At 34.7% G+C, this 17,507-nt stretch carries 18 protein-coding genes and 1 pseudogene; 1 reads left to right on the top strand and 18 read right to left on the bottom strand.

Going from position 1 to position 17,507, the window contains the following annotated elements:
* Positions 1–4: 4 nt before the first annotated feature.
* The 10 genes and pseudogenes from ACTXGU_RS00665 to resB all read right to left on the bottom strand — a co-directional run bounded on the left by ACTXGU_RS00665 (position 5) and on the right by resB (position 8,448).
* Entirely contained in the window at positions 5–292 is a 288-nt protein-coding gene (locus ACTXGU_RS00665; protein ID WP_443479561.1) for a hypothetical protein, read from the bottom strand.
* Between the two features lie 391 nt (positions 293–683).
* Positions 684–2,111, bottom strand: a complete 1,428-nt coding sequence (locus tag ACTXGU_RS00660) for a DUF4153 domain-containing protein (RefSeq protein WP_443479560.1) — start codon at positions 2,109–2,111, stop codon at positions 684–686.
* Positions 2,112–2,252: 141 nt separating this feature from the next.
* Entirely contained in the window at positions 2,253–2,897 is a 645-nt protein-coding gene (locus tag ACTXGU_RS00655; protein ID WP_443479559.1) for a hypothetical protein, read from the bottom strand.
* Complete coding sequence (locus tag ACTXGU_RS00650; RefSeq protein ID WP_443479558.1) at positions 2,894–3,226, bottom strand: PadR family transcriptional regulator; 333 nt, start codon at positions 3,224–3,226, stop codon at positions 2,894–2,896. Before ACTXGU_RS00650 ends, ACTXGU_RS00655 begins: the two co-directional genes overlap by 4 nt.
* A gap of 278 nt (positions 3,227–3,504) precedes the next feature.
* Positions 3,505–3,831 (bottom strand): annotated as a pseudogene (locus tag ACTXGU_RS00645) (PQQ-dependent sugar dehydrogenase); the annotation flags it as partial.
* 117 nt (positions 3,832–3,948) lie between these two features.
* The gene (locus tag ACTXGU_RS00640; RefSeq protein WP_443479557.1) at positions 3,949–4,086 is read right to left on the bottom strand and encodes a hypothetical protein; all 138 of its coding nucleotides are present in this window, start codon (positions 4,084–4,086) and stop codon (positions 3,949–3,951) included.
* Between the two features lie 113 nt (positions 4,087–4,199).
* The gene (locus ACTXGU_RS00635; RefSeq protein WP_443479556.1) at positions 4,200–4,928 is read right to left on the bottom strand and encodes a cytochrome c biogenesis CcdA family protein; all 729 of its coding nucleotides are present in this window, start codon (positions 4,926–4,928) and stop codon (positions 4,200–4,202) included.
* A 19-nt stretch (positions 4,929–4,947) separates the two neighbouring features.
* Entirely contained in the window at positions 4,948–5,475 is a 528-nt protein-coding gene (gene resA, locus ACTXGU_RS00630) for a thiol-disulfide oxidoreductase ResA (RefSeq protein WP_443479555.1), read from the bottom strand.
* A 163-nt stretch (positions 5,476–5,638) separates the two neighbouring features.
* Entirely contained in the window at positions 5,639–6,814 is a 1,176-nt protein-coding gene (gene ccsB, locus ACTXGU_RS00625; protein WP_443479554.1) for a c-type cytochrome biogenesis protein CcsB, read from the bottom strand.
* A 17-nt stretch (positions 6,815–6,831) separates the two neighbouring features.
* On the bottom strand, positions 6,832–8,448 hold the full coding sequence (gene resB, locus ACTXGU_RS00620) for a cytochrome c biogenesis protein ResB (protein ID WP_443479553.1): 1,617 nt from the start codon (positions 8,446–8,448) through the stop codon (positions 6,832–6,834).
* 771 nt (positions 8,449–9,219) lie between these two features.
* Here resB and ACTXGU_RS00615 point away from each other — a divergent pair.
* On the top strand, positions 9,220–10,293 hold the full coding sequence (locus ACTXGU_RS00615) for an alpha/beta hydrolase (RefSeq protein ID WP_443479552.1): 1,074 nt from the start codon (positions 9,220–9,222) through the stop codon (positions 10,291–10,293).
* 283 nt (positions 10,294–10,576) lie between these two features.
* On the opposite strand, the gene ACTXGU_RS00610 is transcribed toward ACTXGU_RS00615, so the two are convergent.
* The 8 genes from ACTXGU_RS00610 to ACTXGU_RS00575 all read right to left on the bottom strand — a co-directional run bounded on the left by ACTXGU_RS00610 (position 10,577) and on the right by ACTXGU_RS00575 (position 17,449).
* Positions 10,577–11,140, bottom strand: a complete 564-nt coding sequence (locus tag ACTXGU_RS00610; RefSeq protein WP_443479551.1) for a M15 family metallopeptidase — start codon at positions 11,138–11,140, stop codon at positions 10,577–10,579.
* Between the two features lie 409 nt (positions 11,141–11,549).
* Entirely contained in the window at positions 11,550–12,257 is a 708-nt protein-coding gene (locus ACTXGU_RS00605) for an SDR family oxidoreductase (RefSeq protein ID WP_443479550.1), read from the bottom strand.
* Positions 12,258–12,400: 143 nt separating this feature from the next.
* Positions 12,401–12,973, bottom strand: a complete 573-nt coding sequence (locus ACTXGU_RS00600; protein ID WP_443479549.1) for a cyclophilin-like fold protein — start codon at positions 12,971–12,973, stop codon at positions 12,401–12,403.
* Between the two features lie 284 nt (positions 12,974–13,257).
* On the bottom strand, positions 13,258–13,725 hold the full coding sequence (locus tag ACTXGU_RS00595) for a cupredoxin domain-containing protein (RefSeq protein WP_443479548.1): 468 nt from the start codon (positions 13,723–13,725) through the stop codon (positions 13,258–13,260).
* A gap of 241 nt (positions 13,726–13,966) precedes the next feature.
* Positions 13,967–14,611, bottom strand: coding sequence for an SDR family oxidoreductase (locus tag ACTXGU_RS00590; RefSeq protein ID WP_443479547.1), 645 nt, complete (start codon positions 14,609–14,611; stop codon positions 13,967–13,969).
* Positions 14,612–14,746: 135 nt separating this feature from the next.
* The gene (locus tag ACTXGU_RS00585; RefSeq protein ID WP_443479546.1) at positions 14,747–15,445 is read right to left on the bottom strand and encodes a DUF4405 domain-containing protein; all 699 of its coding nucleotides are present in this window, start codon (positions 15,443–15,445) and stop codon (positions 14,747–14,749) included.
* 102 nt (positions 15,446–15,547) lie between these two features.
* The gene (locus ACTXGU_RS00580) at positions 15,548–16,333 is read right to left on the bottom strand and encodes a cytochrome P460 family protein (RefSeq protein ID WP_443479545.1); all 786 of its coding nucleotides are present in this window, start codon (positions 16,331–16,333) and stop codon (positions 15,548–15,550) included.
* Between the two features lie 522 nt (positions 16,334–16,855).
* Complete coding sequence (locus ACTXGU_RS00575; protein WP_443479544.1) at positions 16,856–17,449, bottom strand: cyclophilin-like fold protein; 594 nt, start codon at positions 17,447–17,449, stop codon at positions 16,856–16,858.
* Positions 17,450–17,507: the final 58 nt, after the last annotated feature.

The following is a 17,507-nucleotide window of genomic DNA, read 5'->3' as shown; positions in this document are numbered from 1 at the left end:
CCTTTTATGGCATTAAACTTGTAGCTAACTCAATTAATAAAGCAAGTACACCTAAAACAATGGTTATTAAAGTGGAACAGAATACTATTCTACTAACCATCATGTTTTTTTCTGTCTTGAATAAATAATGATAGGCTAGATAAAACACTATGCCTAATAGAATGGAACCAATCCAACTAATTTGCCCCATTTTCATTACAAGCTTTTCCCAATCGAAAATCCAAAAGTAAAGAATAAATAGGTGAATAATAACTAAAGGTATTGAAATTATCGCAAAAAGGTTCTTTAACATAACTATTCCTCCAAAATAATCATTGTAAAAGGCTGTTTTCTCAAAGTTTGTTTACGTAAAAAAATGGAAGAAGAAGTACTCAGCAGCCTGAATACACGTAGACTCCTGTGGGAATGCGAGAAAGACGAGATCCCCACAACGAGGAGGCTCGACGCTCGCTAAACGGACGAAGTGTATTCAGGCTGCGCGTTTAAAAGCAACTATCTATACGAAAAGAGCGTTGTAAAAAGACTAAAAGATAAATAAATCCCTAGAAATAATCGTAATAACACAAGGTACAAAAAACAAAACAGCCAAGCCTTTATTTATTTTCCACTGTTTGATACCGAAGAGCGTACATGCACCAACAAAATATAACATGATTGATGAATCCTCCCAGTTATTCATTCTATTATTCTATTCCCGTTAATGCTTTTTTTGCTTTAGTTTCTGCTACATTATACGATTGCCAAGAGGAATCTCTTTTCGTTAATTCTTGTTTTTTTACGTTTAACAGCTGCTTTAAAGCATCATTCGTTGTATCTTTTTTATACAACTCAACTAATAATGGAACAGAAGCATCTGATAAATAGGACAAATATTGCAAATCTATATTACCGGTCTTTTCATACCGATGAATGTTTTGGCTAACTATCACTCGGTCCATGTTTATTACATTTAAACTACAATAATATAAAAGAGAAGTTAATAAGAAAATGCGGATAAGATTTAGTTTTTCCATCCAGATTTTTATAATGGTAAACGCAAAAATGACGGCTAATAATACTAAAAAGGAATGGGAAAACACTCGTAAATACGTATATCCATATGCTTCTTCATATAATGATAATCGCAAATGGGAAGATAACAGCATAACGAAACTGAACATAACCATCATCGACAAAAATACTTTTAATAACTTTGTTTTTATTGAGGTAAATGTATTCACACATATAATCATAAGAAAATTAATAACCGTAACAAACATTAATTCAAAAAAGCCTTTTTTTGCATACGTTGCATACGTATAGTCTTTTATTAATACATCATTAAAAAAATATCGGAATTGCACAATTGTAAATAATACATATAAAAAGTTGATCGATAAAATGATGGTCATTACAACGGTATGATCCCATGTACCGCTCTTGGTGATATTTTTTTCTGGAACAACAACGGATTTACGTCCAAATGTTTTTATACCAATAACAAATAAAACAAATAGAACAATTACTCTCGTTACGATCCAGACTTCTGTCATTTTGATCGATATGATATTTTCGATAATCGTTGTCATAAAAGAACTAAATTTTTCATCAGATGCACTTAACAACATCATAAGGATCGTTACAATCGGAAAAGCAATAATTAGGCCAAGCAAAACTTTTTTTGTTTTCACGTAAGTTCCTTGTTTTGTATTTTTGGTTGCTTTTTTTAGTAAAAACATCGATATTTTTTTTCCAAAAGTCATAAATTGTCTTATTTTCTTTCCTAAATAGATAAGAAACAAAGCAGAACTCCAGTCGATAAATTTTGGACTAGTGATAAGATTGGTATGAATAAACAGCAGGCAAAAAATGATAAGAAGGTTCAATCCGTAAAAAACTGGATTTGCAATAAACACATAACTTAACGTTAAAATCCAAATGCAAATAAACACATACATTCCTAACAACTTATGGGTCGTTTCTTTTCCTTTTACATAATAAAAATACACCCCATAAAAAAATACGATAAAAATACTTAAAGAGATTCCTATTGATCCTTTAAACAAAGTGACTTCTGCAATAATCGATAATATAAAGCAGGTAAATAAATAGAAGATATTTTTTTTATTCATTTTCTTTTAACTCCTTTGCATAGTAATTCTATATAGTTATCGGTAAATAGTATTTCTTTGTAGTTTATCATAGTAGTTATTCTAGGTAGATAAAACGACTTGTCAACATAGAATTTCTACATAGCAGACAGACAGAACAACTTAAACAGATCTTGTTGTTCCAAACCGAAATCCTAATATAGAAATAGGATATAAGAAAAAAGTTGCTGCTATACATAGTAATATAAAATCTGGTGTTAATAATGGTGCAAACACCTCAATTGGAATTATCCGAAATACAACCAGCATCATTAAAAGAAGATTTGGTGCCAATGATATGTAAAATGTTTTTTTCAAAAGCCTTTTCCCGCCAAGTCCAAATTCCTTGCCTACCTCATATCCAAGCAGCAGCCAAAAAAATAGATAAAGGAGAATAATATAAAAAGGGATGCTCGTTAAAAAAGCCCACATCTTCTTTATGAACGGGAAAGAAAGATAATGATAAAAAATGGTTAAACAAATTCCTCCTATAAAAAAGAATAAATTACAGAAAAAAAAGATCCATTTTGTTTTGCTTGCAGTTACAGTTAATTCTTCTGCATATAATTGCGCTATTTCATCTGGAGTACCAAATTTATTCAGCACTATATTCATGGCATCTTTCTCTTCCAATCGCTGTTCTATGTAGATGTCTTCTAAAAGTTCGGATAAATGATGATCGTATTCTAATACTATTTCATATTGATTTACGTTGTTTTTTAACTTCTTCTGAAGCAGGTGTAAATACTCCTGTTTAGAAGCGATCATATTCCCTTTCTCCCAATTACTTTATCAATTGTTTGCACAAAATTTTTCCATTCACTTGTTTTTTGCAATAGAATCTCTTTCCCAATGTCTGTAATACGGTAATATTTTCGTGCAGGACCTCTCTCTGATTCCCGCCAAAAAGATTCTACATATTCTTGTTTTTCCAATTTATGCAACGCTGGGTATAGTGTCCCTTCTTTTACTTGCAAGGAATAATCGCTTCTTTTTTCCATTTCTTTTACAAGCTCATATCCATACATTTCTTTTTCCGCTAATAATTGTAGTAAAATCAACGAAGTGCTTCCTTTTACTAGCTCGCGATTAAACATTTTCTCACCTACCTAGAATATTAGTATACTGTAAATAGTCTAAACTTTTTATTTACTAAATGCAAGAAAAATCCAATTTATCTTATTAGACTAAGCCCAAGCTCCCTCTAAACCAAAACAAATCATACCAAAGTACCATTTATCTTAGGTTTCTCGAGGGAAAGGATAATCCTTTTTGACACTTAGAAATGTACACACCCCTTAGCTGGCGGGGATCTAGCACGGTCACTAGAAGAACACACCATAGGTTTTCAATTATGAGGAAAATTTGAAGTACCTTAATTTAATTCTGAAAGTAAAATTCTGTACAACTTATCATCATTTTCCTGTGGAGAACCCCGCCCATCTTTATTATTACTAATAAAATAAAGAGAGTTATCTTCAATTAGCACATCTCTAATCCTACCAAGGCCGGTTATAACTTTGCGATATTTACCTGTTTTCAGATCAAATTCTAAAATAGCAGATCCCCTTAATGCAGCAACGTACAATTTGTTATTATAATAGTCTATTCCGGAAGGTGCCCAAGTTGAATCATCTTTATTTCCAGAAGTAAATAACGGTGAGATCATCCCTTCTTGTTCCTCATGTCCTTCAATGATCGGCTTCATTTTACTTTGAGCTTTGAAACAGGTTTGACATGCTACTCCCTAAGATTGGATCTCCAAATATAAAGCTCTCGTCCATTAGGCTTAGAAAAATATCCATCTGTTGTTTTTAAATTAAATTCCTTCACATTTGCCTTCTTCCATTTCATCCATTTTGTTACTCTCTACCTGGTATAAATTTTTCAATCCAGTTACTGAAAAAACAAAAAGAATTATTAAAAACAAGGTAATCCACATCCAACCCTTATGCATTCTATAATATCCCTCCTCATAATCAACTACTTTTAATTGGTGATCTCATCTAATATTCATCCAACATTATTACTTTAAAAAATAAAAATTGAATTTGTCGATTTCCATATAACTTAAATGCAGGGGTTAATTATTAAAATTCCAGTAAATCCCCCAAATAAAGGAGATAGCCATGCTATAATCTTCATCATCCAATTAAAGTACAATAGAATACCAACTCCAATCATTAGTAAACCGCCTATTATCATAAAAAGCTTGCTATTTCTTTTTAAAAACTTCATTTTATTAATAAAAAAGGTCATGATGATGAAAGGAATAGAGAATCCTAAAGTATAGAACATCATATAAAGAAGTCCTTTTCCTGGGTCTGTGACACCTAAGGCAATTACACCTGCAAGGATAGGCCCTGTACACGGAGTCCATCCAGCTGCAAAACCCATACCGATTAGTATAGAACCTGCATAACCCGAAGGTCTCTTTTGAAATTGGATTTTTTTATCCAAAAGTAAAAAGGAAAATTTAAGTACACCTGTAAGAACTAAACCAAAAAACACCATTAAAATAGCGCCTATTTGTCTTAAAAAATCATGATACTCACCAAAAAAGGTTCCAATGAAAGACGTTGATAACCCTAAGGCTAAGAAAATAATAGAAAACCCTATTAAAAACAGGATGGTATGGATAAAAGCATTTCTTCTAAAAATTCCTCGTTCTGTCTCCAAGTCATTGATGGATAATCCAGTAATATACGAAAGGAAAGCTGGATACAAAGGCAGAGTACACGGGGACATAAACGATAAAAATCCGGCACCAAATGCTAAGAATACGTTCAACTGTTCCACTAATAAACACCTAGCATTTTCATGGTTTTATTAACTCCATGTAGTTTTTTATATCGCTTTCAGTCATAGTACCAGTTATAACCCTTAGAACCTTTCCATTTTTATCGATTAAAAATGTAGTCGGGATTGGCGTAATATCATAAGCTTCGGTAACTGCTCGATCTTTATCTTTTAGAACGGGAAATGAAAGATTATGTCTTTTTACAAAAGCTTCAATGGCAACATCACTTTCCGCAACATTAATAGCTAATATTTCTACACCAAGATTTTTATAGTGATTGTATTGTTTTTCCATATAAGGCATCTCCCTCTGGCATGGTTCACACCATGTTCCCCAGAAATTCAAAAAAACCCCTTTCCCTTTTAAGTCTGATAGTTGTACTTTATTTCCTCTCATATCTTCAAGCACAAAATCCGATGCTTGATCTCCTGCCTGAACTCGAATTTTTTCAGTGAAAAAATTCTGATAAAGCGTGTAAGTTATAGCTGAAATCATAACGAGTAATAGACTCAAGCGAATAATTAATCTAGCCTTTTTGTTTTTCATCTGAACCTCCTTTTTTTATTGATGTATTCAGTAAACTAGTTAGCAATTTAGTATTAAATTTGGCAATGAAAAACTAAATTTTTTAATCTGCTATGCACGATGGTTTTTATTAATAAAATTGTTGGCGAAATACTTTCTATTTTTCTTTGCAACAAATGTCAAATTAAGCGTAAGAATGTAAACCGGCAATGATTAGGTTAACAAAAATTAAGTTAAAAATAATTATCCCAAAACCAATGACCCCAAGCCATGCAGATTTCTCACCATGCCAGCCCTTAGAGAGCCGTAAATGTAAATATGCAGCATAAAATAACCATGTAATGAGAGCCCATACTTCCTTAGGATCCCATCCCCAAAAACGTGTCCAGGCAACTTGAGCCCAGATCATCGCAAAAACGAGTGCACCCAAAGTGAACACCGGAAATCCAATCGCAACCGATCTGTATCCAATTTCATCAACTAAATCAAGATTCAAGTTCTTCGTTAATGGCTGAAGAGCTGCAGAAATTCTTTTCCTTAAAATCTGTCTTAGTATTCCGTATAAAAATAAACCCGTAACTGCAGACCAGATCACTGTATTTAGTTTTCCAGCGGCAATAATAGCTGGCACCTCAATAAAAGCCTCCATCTTATCTTTTGTAAGTAATTCACCTTGATTAGGTCCTACAAGTGAAGGGAGATGATAAGTCATTTCAACCTCTTGATCATTTTTATCGACCCATGTATAGACAGATTCATAATCCAATCCTCTAAAAACACTTGTAATCACTACAAATGCAAGTGTTGCCACAATCGTGTACATGATAACCTCAAGCCAAAAAGTTTTCTTTGATTGTTTCGTCTGGTCAACAGAACGGATTAAATAAATGACACCTGCAATAAAACTACTAGCTAAAATAGCTGAACCTAGTGCCGTTGTCGTTACATGAATAGCAAGCCAGTCCGATTGCAATGCTGGTATTAATGGAGAAATATCTGTTGGGAACATGCTTGCATAAGAAATAATTAATAATGTAATAGGTAAAGTAAATAAACCTAAAATTGCCACTTTATATAAAAAATAAAGAATGACGAATGCTAATACAAACATCATAGAAAAAGCAGTTATAAACTCAAACATGTTGCTCACCGGTGCGTGTCCAGAAGCAATCCATCTGGTGATAAAATAACCAAGATGTGCAATGAAACCTAAAATGGTCGCACTTATTGCGACTGCAGCCCATTTACTTGGTTTTTCGTATTGTTTTCTCCTATCTCGAATTGCTCCACCAAAAAGAAATGTTGCAATTAAATATAGAAAGAATGCTGTATAAAGCAAGTTCCCACTAAAAACTACCATTCCTTATCCTCCTTCTATCAATTTTTTGTTTGATCGGTTAATTCTTGAAAGTTGGTTTCTTTTAAAATATTATTTATTTCATTTTGGATACCATACCAATTTTTATTTGTATGGGCTGCCATTAATATACCGTCATCATTTCGTCTGATCCATAATCGCCGGTGGTTCCAGTACATCCCTTGTATAACGCCAATCATAAAAATAGCTCCTCCTAATCCAAGAAACCATAACGTATTATCTTTACGAACTGTAAAGGCTGATAGATTTTTCGTTTCAGCGGTTTCAAATTTCATTCTTAATTGATTGTCTTCACTTCGTTCAATTGTTTCTTGAATAGCAACAAAGCTTTTATCTCCATCTGGTTTTTCAGGAGATATCATGTTAAAGACAAATGCCGGATTATCAGGAACTTGTGATCTTGTTGCAGGAAGACCTCGACTATTAAAATAGAAATTTGGAAAGTACTCCAAAAGTTCAACTTTATATCCCTCACCTAGATCATAATTCTTTTTTGGGTTTAACAAATCTACCGTAATTTGACCAAAACTTTCTTCTGTCTTTTTATTAACTAAGCTAAAAGTCATCTTATTTAGTTCATTTAATTTATAAGAAACCTGATAAACAGCATATGAATTATGTTTTAAAGGCTGGTTCACTTTGATTTGCTTATCTTTCACCTTTTTAAGATCAGGTTTGTCTCCATGAATTATTTCACCTTTTCGTTCATATAAGGTCACATTCGTTTGATAATTTTTAACGATATTTCCATCTCCAAGTCGTGAAATGGCATCTGCATATACTTTATCCTCTTGATCTTTTTGATAAGTTTCCATCATAAACTTGTCACTTTTTAGATAATACTTTCCATTTATTCCTGGAATAACACTTGTTTCACCATCACGAATCCAAAGGGTTTCGTCTACATACATCCCTGGTATAAATCGGAGCATTCCTCCAATAAGGAAAATAATAATGCCAACATGATTCACATATGGTCCCCATCTTGAAAATCGATTTTTCTCAGCCATAAAGTTGCCATTTTCTTCTCGAATATGGTAATGTCTTTTCTTTAATTTAGATATTACCGAATCTAACTGTTCATCAAGATTCTTTGTTACTCTTGTTTCATTGAAAAGACGTTGTCTACGTATAAAACTATCATGACGTGTAACCCCTTGATTTTTTAAAGAATGATACAGTGGAATAACTCGGTCCAAACTTGCGATAACAAGTGACATTCCTAGAGCAGCCAGTAGTAGAAAATACCACCATGATCCATATAAATTGTTAAAACCTAATTGGTAAAATATTTGGCCGAATAAGCCATATTCATCTCGATAAAATTCTTCGGGTACAACATTTTGGGGAATATACATCTGCTGAGGAAAAATTGTTCCAATCGCAGAACCTATTAAAATAAGAATAATAATCCATATTCCTACTTTAACAGATGAAAAAAAGTTCCAAATTTTATCGATTGTTGTCTTTTTATACGTTTGTGAACGTCTTGCACTTCCTTCATAACGCATATCAAATGACTTTTCCCTATTTCCATCGACTTGTTTCCCGCAGGATTCACAAAGAATTGTTCCGAATGGGTTAACATGACCGCATTCGCAATTTACAAGTTTCATTATTAAAAACTCCCTATGTTAAATCTATTCGATATATTTTGGTGAATAGTATTTTTAATAACACCTTCAGCAGCTTTCACTAAGGTAGACTTGAATAAACATCGATTATAAGACGTAGGATCTTCTACTCTTGCCCCTAATTCAATTAGCTGACCATATGTGTGAAAAATTTTTTAGCGCCAACTAAGTATTAACTGCCTATTAACTCTATTGTAAAATAACATGATGCCCTTTTTCCTGCAATATTTGTGATAATTATTTCCTTCATTAAAGTTACACATTTACTTTACACTTTAAAGTTGACTTTAAGTCAAGTGATATCAAAATGATTTTTAAAATTGTTTAGCATATGTACTTTAAACGTTGTTATTCTTCTACTTAAAAGTAATGGTTAGCAACTATTCAACCTGAAGAACCTTATGGATATTTTTTTCAGAAATTATAGTACAGCTCTGAAGTAAAATGTTCTCATGACTCAAAAAGTGTTTTTTACTTTTAGAGGCATGGGGTTATTTTTCGCGGGGAGCTAGGCGTATACGCTGGATACGGACTAAGGCCGCTAAGTTATCCACAACTCTGTTTCGTTTATAATTTCCTGGTATACAATAAAAAACCCCATAAATCCCTTGCTTTAAAGTCGACTTTAAAGATTAAACTTTTATTAACCTGTCTAGAGAGGAGGAATAAGGTACCAGCAAAATATATTTTGTATAATTTTCAACCGTCAACAAAATAGTCATAACATCAGAAAAAACATCGGAGGCATTTAAATTGAAAAAAAAATCTATCATTATGCTTATAACAATGGTTTTGGGCTTGGTTTTATCCACGACCAGCATTGGCGTTGCGGCTAAAAATCAATACACGCCGGACATGTCCAATGGAGCAGACAACTTTTACAAGAGCAACAAGGTAACCATGCAGAAGGTTAAGTTTAAAAATCAATACAACATGAATGTTGTAGGGAATCTTTTTATTCCTAAAGGTTTGAAGAAGAACACTAAAAATCCCGCGATCATTGTCGGGCATCCTATGGGCGCAGTAAAAGAACAAAGTGCAAATCTGTATGCCACTAAAATGGCTGAACGGGGATTCGTTACTTTGTCCTTGGATTTGTCTTTCTGGGGAGAGAGTGAGGGTCAGCCTCGCAACGCTGTTTCGCCGGATATCTATGCCGAGGATTTCAGTGCTGCGGTGGATTTCCTAGGAACCCGGAAGTTTGTTGACAGAAATCGGATTGGTGTTATCGGGGTTTGTGGCAGCGGAAGCTTTGCCATCAGTGCAGCCAAGATCGACCCGCGCTTGAAAGCCATTGCGACAGTTAGTATGTACGACATGGGTGCCGCCAACCGTAACGGGCTTAAACACTCGCAGACTCTCGAGCAGAGAAAGAAGATTCTCGAAGAGGCAGCGGAGCAACGCTATGTGGAGTTCACAGGCGGTAAAACCAAATACACCAGTGGGACAGTACATGAACTAAATGAAAACTCTAACGCCATTGAGCGTGAGTTTTATGATTTCTACCGCACTCCAAGAGGTGAATACACCCCTAAAGGTCAATCGCCAAAACTTACAACGCACCCGACGCTTACTAGCAACGTCAAATTCATGAATTTTTACCCGTTCGAAGACATCGAGACGATTTCTCCTCGTCCAATGCTTTTCATCACGGGTGAAAACGCTCATTCCAGAGAGTTTAGCGAAGAAGCCTACAAGCTGGCGGGCAAACCGAAGGAACTCTACATTGTTCCGGGCACAGGTCATGTGGATCTGTACGACCGGGTGAATTTAATCCCCTTTGACAAGCTCGAATCCTTCTTCAAAAAAAATCTGAAGAAAAAATAAGGCTTGTGTTGAAGATCGTAGAGAACTTTGCTTGCCAATGGTACTTTGAGTGAGAACCGCTGTGTGAATCCCGTATATCTTGTCGGGATTCACATTTTTTTGTTAAGAAAACCCTAGGCTAGGCCTAGGGTTTTCTTAACAAAGTAAATAACTTATATTTTTTTCATAATTCATTTCCCTTTTAACTACTGGTATGTATATAAACGTTTTGAAAACTTAAACATCTACTTTCAGTTGGTTTCAGTTATGTTGACACTTCCTTAACAAGAAAAAAGCTAGGATTTTAGCTGGGGTATTTGGGACGTTTTCCTGTTTGTAGATCATTAATAGTTAAACCAAAATCCATCTGGAGGTGGGGATAATCTTTAAAGCCGGTCCAGTCTCCTCCCCATTGAAAGCCCAGCTCCTTTGCAATTTCTGCAACCTCAAACCAGTCTGATTGACCATTTCCATTCCCATCATATTCAGTGTCCCAGATCACATTACCGTTCTCAAGCTGAAGAGCAAAATCCACTGCAAGTCCAAAGTTATGATAGGATTCGCCTCCCTCCAAATAAGTAACTACTTTTCCGGGAGTCTTTCTGCCCTTGTCATAAAGCTTGTCTTGCTCCTCAAACGAGCGGTAATCATCTGTGATAAGGATTGTAATCCCTTTTTCTGCTGTTTTTTCTTTTAAAATCTCTACTTTCTCAGCTACAATTGGGAGTAGCTCAGTTGGCAGAGTCTCTGTATTTACTTCGTATTTAACATCGTCCGCAGAGCTGGAATATCCCCTAATAAATAGGAAAGATTGATAGACGATAAATACAAAAAGGAATAACAGAAATAATTTTAATAGTTTCTTCACTATTTGTTATCCTACTCCTTCTTAATTTTTTTCGATAAAATCTATTATTATTTTAACGTCAAAACGCCCCGGATGCTACCGGGACTTATTGTATCCTTCACGACTGATCTATTATTCTACTATGACTTTCGCTTCCATAGACGGATGGATTAAGCAATAATAGCTATAAGTGCCAGGTTAGTCAAACGTATAAATAAATGTCGAACCTCAACCAAACTCTTCGCTCTTGAACATATTATTCATTTCAAAGTTTTAGTGATAAAGAGATTCAAAGCATCACTTACGATCAAGCATGCTGGGTGAGCAAATCCCGTCACAGTAACGATTTTAAATTGTGTTTCATCACTTTTCTTCCGTTCCTTCCAAGTTCCTCCAGAAAAGAATTTTCATGACTAAGAAATTGCTAATGTTACCAAGGAATTTGTTTTTCATCTCTAAAAAACCTTCCGGAAGGTCCTTCAGGTCCAATCGTCGCTAACCAAAGGATAGACTCAGCAGCTTGCTTTGGCGTTCTCGGAGCCGATGGTCCACCCATATCTGAGCTTACCCATCCTGGATCAACTGCGTTTATTTTGATATCACCTTTGATTTCTGCAGCAACCAATCGCGTCAATCCATCTAGGGCAAGTTTAGACAACTTATAAGCCCCTACTCCTTGATAGGACATTTCACTCATCGCCCCATATTCTGAAGAAACATTAATAATTCTCCCATAGCCTTGCTTTTCCATGAGCGGAATAAAGGAACGGATGACATGGTAAGCACCGAAGAAATTAGTTGCCATCGTTTTCTCTAGAATAGACGGATCCATAGTCAATAACTTTTTATTCTCATCCAAATAAACTCCAGCATTATTTATCAATACGTCTAATCTTCCATACCGCTCATTTACTGTAATCGCAGCTTGACGGATGCTATCTTGATTGTCTACATCCATTGCCACAAACGAAACGTCAAGATCTGACTCCCTAATTTTTTGTGCAGCTTCATGACCCATTTCTGGATCCCGACTTGTCAAAATGACCGTAAAACCATTCAAAGCCAATTGTTTGACCAGCTCATATCCAATTCCTCGATTCCCGCCGGTGACAAGCGCAACTTGTTTATCGAGTGACATTTAACTCCTCCATTTCTCACCTAATAATAACCTTGACTATAGGCTAAGGTAACTTTTAGTTTTTTCGGCTTTTTAATTATGGTCAATATAAATATGAGTAAATTATTTTGTTTTTGTAAAAAAGTTCCTCCAAATCTCTTCCTTTAATCGACTTTTTCAATATGAACTGTGAAATCACCTTGAATATTTTCAAAGTTTTCTTTTCCTGATTCAATCTGACCTAGTATAATAAGATCATTTAAGGCATCCCCATTACCTTTATAAAATATAGCCAAATTTCCCCAAGGAGAATAATATGCAAAGTCTCCTTTTTTTGGTTGGTTTCCGGATTGGATATTATCTGCCGATAATTTTTTTTGTAAAATACTAATTTTCTCTTTACCTACAAAATCTTCAAATGTTATCGTTAACGGCAATTGAGCTAAAAAATCTCTACTTGCTGAATTATCATACATTTTCACAATTACTTCCTCTTTGTTAAATGTCAATTTGACTTTAACATCTCCCATATTATCTAAACCTCCATTATCCATTGTTGAATCCTCACTATTCTGTTTGTCCTGCTCATCGATTTTATCTATTTGTTCACCACTTGAATTTTTATTTGGAGTAACATCACCATTGTTTTCCCTCTCATTATTACTACTTCCGCAAGCTGTAAGAAACGTTGATATCGCCAATATAAACAAAAGTGTGAATTTAAACCGATTTCCCACTAATTCTCCTCCTTATTGATTCGTACAAATATTTTGAAAATAACATGAAGAATAACCAAAAATCTAGAAGTGATTATAAATGCTCTTATTGAACCTATTCCTGAAAAACCAGTTCAAAAATTCACTCACAGATAAAAATAGCATGGTGTCCGCAGCCACCCTTCGTTGACTGCAGACAAAAATCAAAAGTTTTTCATTTTGTTTATCATTGTCTTTTATTTACTTTGGAGATTCTTCTTCTAAAACCGATAGTGAAAATAAAAATTTATGGTCTAAGTTTACAACTAGTTAACTGTTATTTTCTGAACCATATCGTCATGACCATCTCCACAGAAGACAGTACATTTTATTGTATATTCTCCTGCTTTTTCTGGGGTCCAGGTGACTTTTTTTGTTTCTCCAGGTGCAATTTGCTCTTTTATATTTGTACCTTCAATTGTAAAACCATGAGAACTATCTTGTCCTTCGATAGAAAAGGTCACTGGCTCGCCTACTTTAAAAGTAGTTTTAGACAAGTCCCATTTCCAATTAGAAGCAACTATACTTACTTCTTCACCTGAACTTGCATTTGACGATGAATTGGAATCAGATGTTGTAGAGTCATCCATGTTGGTATGGTCCATGCCCTCCATGTTTTCCTGATTCGTGTTGTTGTCCGTATTATCCGCGCCCTGTTGTGATCCTCCGCATGCACTAAGAATGAAAATCAAAGCAATTAAACTAAGAAATAATAGATTTTTTCGTGTTTTCATTGTAGAATACCTCCTCAAATAATATCTTCTTTGTTATTGTAAAATGGAGGAGCTCCTTAACTAAAAAGGAGTTTAATTGTAGAGATTTTTCCTTATATAGAAGATTCCTCTCTCCATCTTTTTTATTACATTAACAGCTTCTATATATGATAAATAGCTTCTTTCACTTTCTTTTATTTAACTAGTAATTATCCTTAGATATATAAAGGGGGATACTAGTTTTTCTTGATAGAATAACTTTTTATAGCATTTTCAGGGCATTCTCAACTGAAGTCTCTCCACTAATCATATCAAAGGCTTTACCTATCGTACTGTTATTCTCCAGTGAAGCAACAATTGCTAATGCAACATCTTCGCGAGGAATTTGTCCATCTTCAAGGTCAACTGCCATTTTTACCTTCCCTGTTCCGGAATCATTAGACAGTCTCCCAGGACGGATAATCGTATAATCAAGACCACTCCTCTGTAACCAAGCATCTGCGTAATACTTAGCCGCACTATAATACGATGCACTTTTCAACCATTTTTTACGATGATGAACACCAATCGCACTAACAATGATGAAACGCTTCACCCCAGCTTGTTTAGCTGCTTCCATTGATTTAATGGCTCCATCCAAATCAATCATCATTGTTTTATCGGCTCCCGTATGACCACCTGAGCCAGCTGTGAATACAACTGCATCCACATCTTTTGCAACATTGGCTATATCATCGATGCTCCCTTCCAAATCAACGAGTACTGTTTTGACTCCTTGTTCTTCAAACTTTGCTGTTTGCTCTTCCTTTCGAACCATAGCAATAGTGTTATATTTATTTGTAGCTTGCAGCTTCTTTACAAGATGTTGGCCTATTTGGCCATTTGCTCCTATAACAAGTACATTCAATGATTTCTCTTCCTTTCCCCTTATTTTTCTGAGCATCAATTTGTTTATGCAAAATAGAAAATAACTGGATTTTCTAGCTTCTTATAATCTGCCTTTATATACTTCTTCCTCAAGACAGCCAATGCTTCTAAACTTCTAAACCTTATCAGTTTTTTGAACTGCTCTTTGTTCTTGTTTCTGAATAAATTTCAAAGCATAATGTGTTCCACAAATATAAATTCCCATAATCGCTAAGTGGTCAATTAAAAATCTTATAGTGGAATTATCATTAAACCCAAAACCAAATGGGCTATAAATCATTAGCTTCGAACCCATCTCTCTCTCGATGGAAGAATGTACCCCATAGATTACAATTAACACCGACAAAGTACGCAACGCAATGGTGCGAATACGGCTAGTGCTGGTAATTCCCGTCATTTTCCGTACTGAATTGATAATCATACTCCAAGAAAACCCTATGTGTACTGCCATGATGATGAATCCCCAATAGGCTGTCTGAACATGTAATTGCCGATAGATCATGTCATTATTTACTGGAATAAAAGGAAATATATCACTGGATATTAGTATTCCACATATCATCATCACAGTCATTACGACTAGAAAAAGCAAATTAAGTCCTATTTGCAGAATGCGACGTAGATTGTGTTTTCCCTTAAGTATCGTACTATACCAACGTCGATTTAAAAAATTGTGGACTATAAATAATACAAGTACCGACACACCAAGGAATTCATGGATTGTGTTTCCGGTAATATAGTAGGCAATTGTTATTAACATAAGAACTGTCATAACAATATCATTTACGAGTTTGAATACCATCTTTCGATTCAAAGAATTCTCCTCTTTCTATTTAGTTAATCATTGGATTTTTGTTCCAACAGTGATCCTATTTTAAGTAGACTTGCAAATATCCTTTAATCGCAGGTACGTGCACTAGCTATTATATTGCTCTAAATACATCTTCAAAAGAACGTCCTGAATTTTTTTCGCTTTTTTCTCATCATCAATTAAATTACTTTCTTTTTTCTTTACATCCTTCGAATCATTCATATGAGCAGATATCTCATTTACCTTCCAGTGCTCTGTAGGAATAGCTGCAATTGGGGTTTCCGTACTGCTGTTCTTTGATTGTGCAACTTTTCCTAAATCAAACTCTTTCATGTCATCATACGAATTCATAAATTCGTCCCTTTCCTGATTTGCGTGGCAGGAATAGCATCGTCCAATAGCTTGTCCGCCAATACCATCTTCCATCACTTCTCTGTCAGGAGTAAATGCCTGGAATTCCCATTCCCCAGTACGCTCCTCAGGCGAGTACTGGGAACCCCAGCCGGTACGCTTTTCCATCACTAAATAATGCTCAATCTCTCCATCTCGAAATCCTTCGAGAGTGATCACGGTGCCGCTCGGAAGCTCCTCTCCGTTCTGCACTGCTTCAATTGCTTCCCTACTATTTACATAGATGTTTTCATGAATATCTCCTCGATCGTAAGTCGTAAACACGATATGATCTTTAAGGTCAGGATATTTCACAAGATGAGCCCCAGATCCAATCTCAGCGTATTCCCCGGAATTAGCCCCAGAGGAGGTCTCCCCTTGTTGAGAATTGTCCGTTGTATCATCCATTGAATTGTCCATTGTATTATTTTCATTGTTGTTGCAAGCAGTAAGGGTGAGGGACAGCAGCAATATAAGTATCAGAATGAATCGTTTTTTCATATTCTTTTCCTCCAAGTTTCGTTTTATTGTCTCGTTATTTACCACAATTGGACTTCTATCTTGCTTCTATTCCAAGTTAAAATCGCTGTTTTTACACCGTAAAGTAATTATTAAATGAAAATTATATGCTTTATATTTGGATAATCATCTCCTCCTTCATTAAGGTTATGCATTCACTTTACACTTTAAAGTTGACTTGAAGTCAAACGATATCAAAATGTTTTTTAATTTTTTAGCTTATATATCTTGAACGTTGTTTTTTTCTCCTTTACAAAACGATGGTTCAAACTAATGATCAATATAATGAAAATTGGACTTACAAAAAATAAGTGAACAGTATGAACAGTTATTTCAATTATTTTGATGGTATACTTGGCGATAAAAAAAAATTAAACAAAACGTAAAAATAGTGATTTAACTATTGAATCTACATTCTAACCACTTCTAAAAAATAAAAATGTATCCAACTAAAGCGATAAATATGCTTAGTTGAATACATTTTTTTGCACATGGAAAACTTATTTAAATATCCAGTTCAAATGTAACAGTGACACTTCCTCTGCCAAGCGCATTTGCTAATCCTGTCGCATCTTCAGTATAGCCTAATCTCGTATAACTATAAGGAGTAGAGAAACTTTCATAAAATAGAACAAAACAATCCGAACCATATAAATTCAAATCTCCAGCATTGATACTTCCTACTCGCTCACTATTCGTAGGTAACGAATGACTGAAATAATACAATTTCTCATTTCTGTTCAGGTCATCCATTTTAACCGTCATAGGTAATTCTTTAACAAGAGCTCGGGTAGTTGGGTTATCGTACAAAGTAATAGTGAATTTTTCATCTCCAACTGTAATTGTCATACTACTCATCGCATCATTTCCTTCCCTTTCATTTGATTCTGAAATAGATGAATTATCTGTCTCTCCCATAGAGTTATCTTGCGCTACCTCATTATCAGTCTGATTATTATTTAATGAATCAGAGGATAATTCTGAATTAGAGTTCGACTCTGGCTTATTAGAATCATTAGGTTTAGTGTTACTACAACCACTTAATACTACAAATATTACACATAATAAAAACATATAAAATATTCTTTTTCTTCTCATATTTCCTCCTCTTTATTTATTCATAAAGAATAATCAGTCATCCAGTAAATGAAGAATA

The organism is Niallia sp. 01092, assembly GCF_052318935.1.
Lineage (GTDB): Bacteria > Bacillota > Bacilli > Bacillales > Cytobacillaceae > Niallia.
This window is presented reverse-complemented; position numbering and strand designations above follow the sequence as displayed.

Bases quoted from the DNA above. Each gene is read 5' to 3' on its own strand.
- ACTXGU_RS00665 (WP_443479561.1), bottom strand. From the start codon at position 292: ATGTTAAAGAACCTTTTTGCGATAATTTCAATACCTTTAGTTATTATT.
- ACTXGU_RS00660 (WP_443479560.1), bottom strand. From the start codon at position 2,111: ATGAATAAAAAAAATATCTTCTATTTATTTACCTGCTTTATATTATCG.
- ACTXGU_RS00655 (WP_443479559.1), bottom strand. From the start codon at position 2,897: ATGATCGCTTCTAAACAGGAGTATTTACACCTGCTTCAGAAGAAGTTA.
- ACTXGU_RS00650 (WP_443479558.1), bottom strand. From the start codon at position 3,226: ATGTTTAATCGCGAGCTAGTAAAAGGAAGCACTTCGTTGATTTTACTA.
- ACTXGU_RS00640 (WP_443479557.1), bottom strand. From the start codon at position 4,086: ATGCATAAGGGTTGGATGTGGATTACCTTGTTTTTAATAATTCTTTTT.
- resA (WP_443479555.1), bottom strand. From the start codon at position 5,475: ATGAAAAACAAAAAGGCTAGATTAATTATTCGCTTGAGTCTATTACTC.
- ccsB (WP_443479554.1), bottom strand. From the start codon at position 6,814: ATGGTAGTTTTTAGTGGGAACTTGCTTTATACAGCATTCTTTCTATAT.
- resB (WP_443479553.1), bottom strand. From the start codon at position 8,448: ATGAAACTTGTAAATTGCGAATGCGGTCATGTTAACCCATTCGGAACA.
- ACTXGU_RS00605 (WP_443479550.1), bottom strand. From the start codon at position 12,257: ATGTCACTCGATAAACAAGTTGCGCTTGTCACCGGCGGGAATCGAGGA.
- ACTXGU_RS00595 (WP_443479548.1), bottom strand. From the start codon at position 13,725: ATGAAAACACGAAAAAATCTATTATTTCTTAGTTTAATTGCTTTGATT.
- ACTXGU_RS00580 (WP_443479545.1), bottom strand. From the start codon at position 16,333: ATGAAAAAACGATTCATTCTGATACTTATATTGCTGCTGTCCCTCACC.
- ACTXGU_RS00575 (WP_443479544.1), bottom strand. From the start codon at position 17,449: ATGAGAAGAAAAAGAATATTTTATATGTTTTTATTATGTGTAATATTT.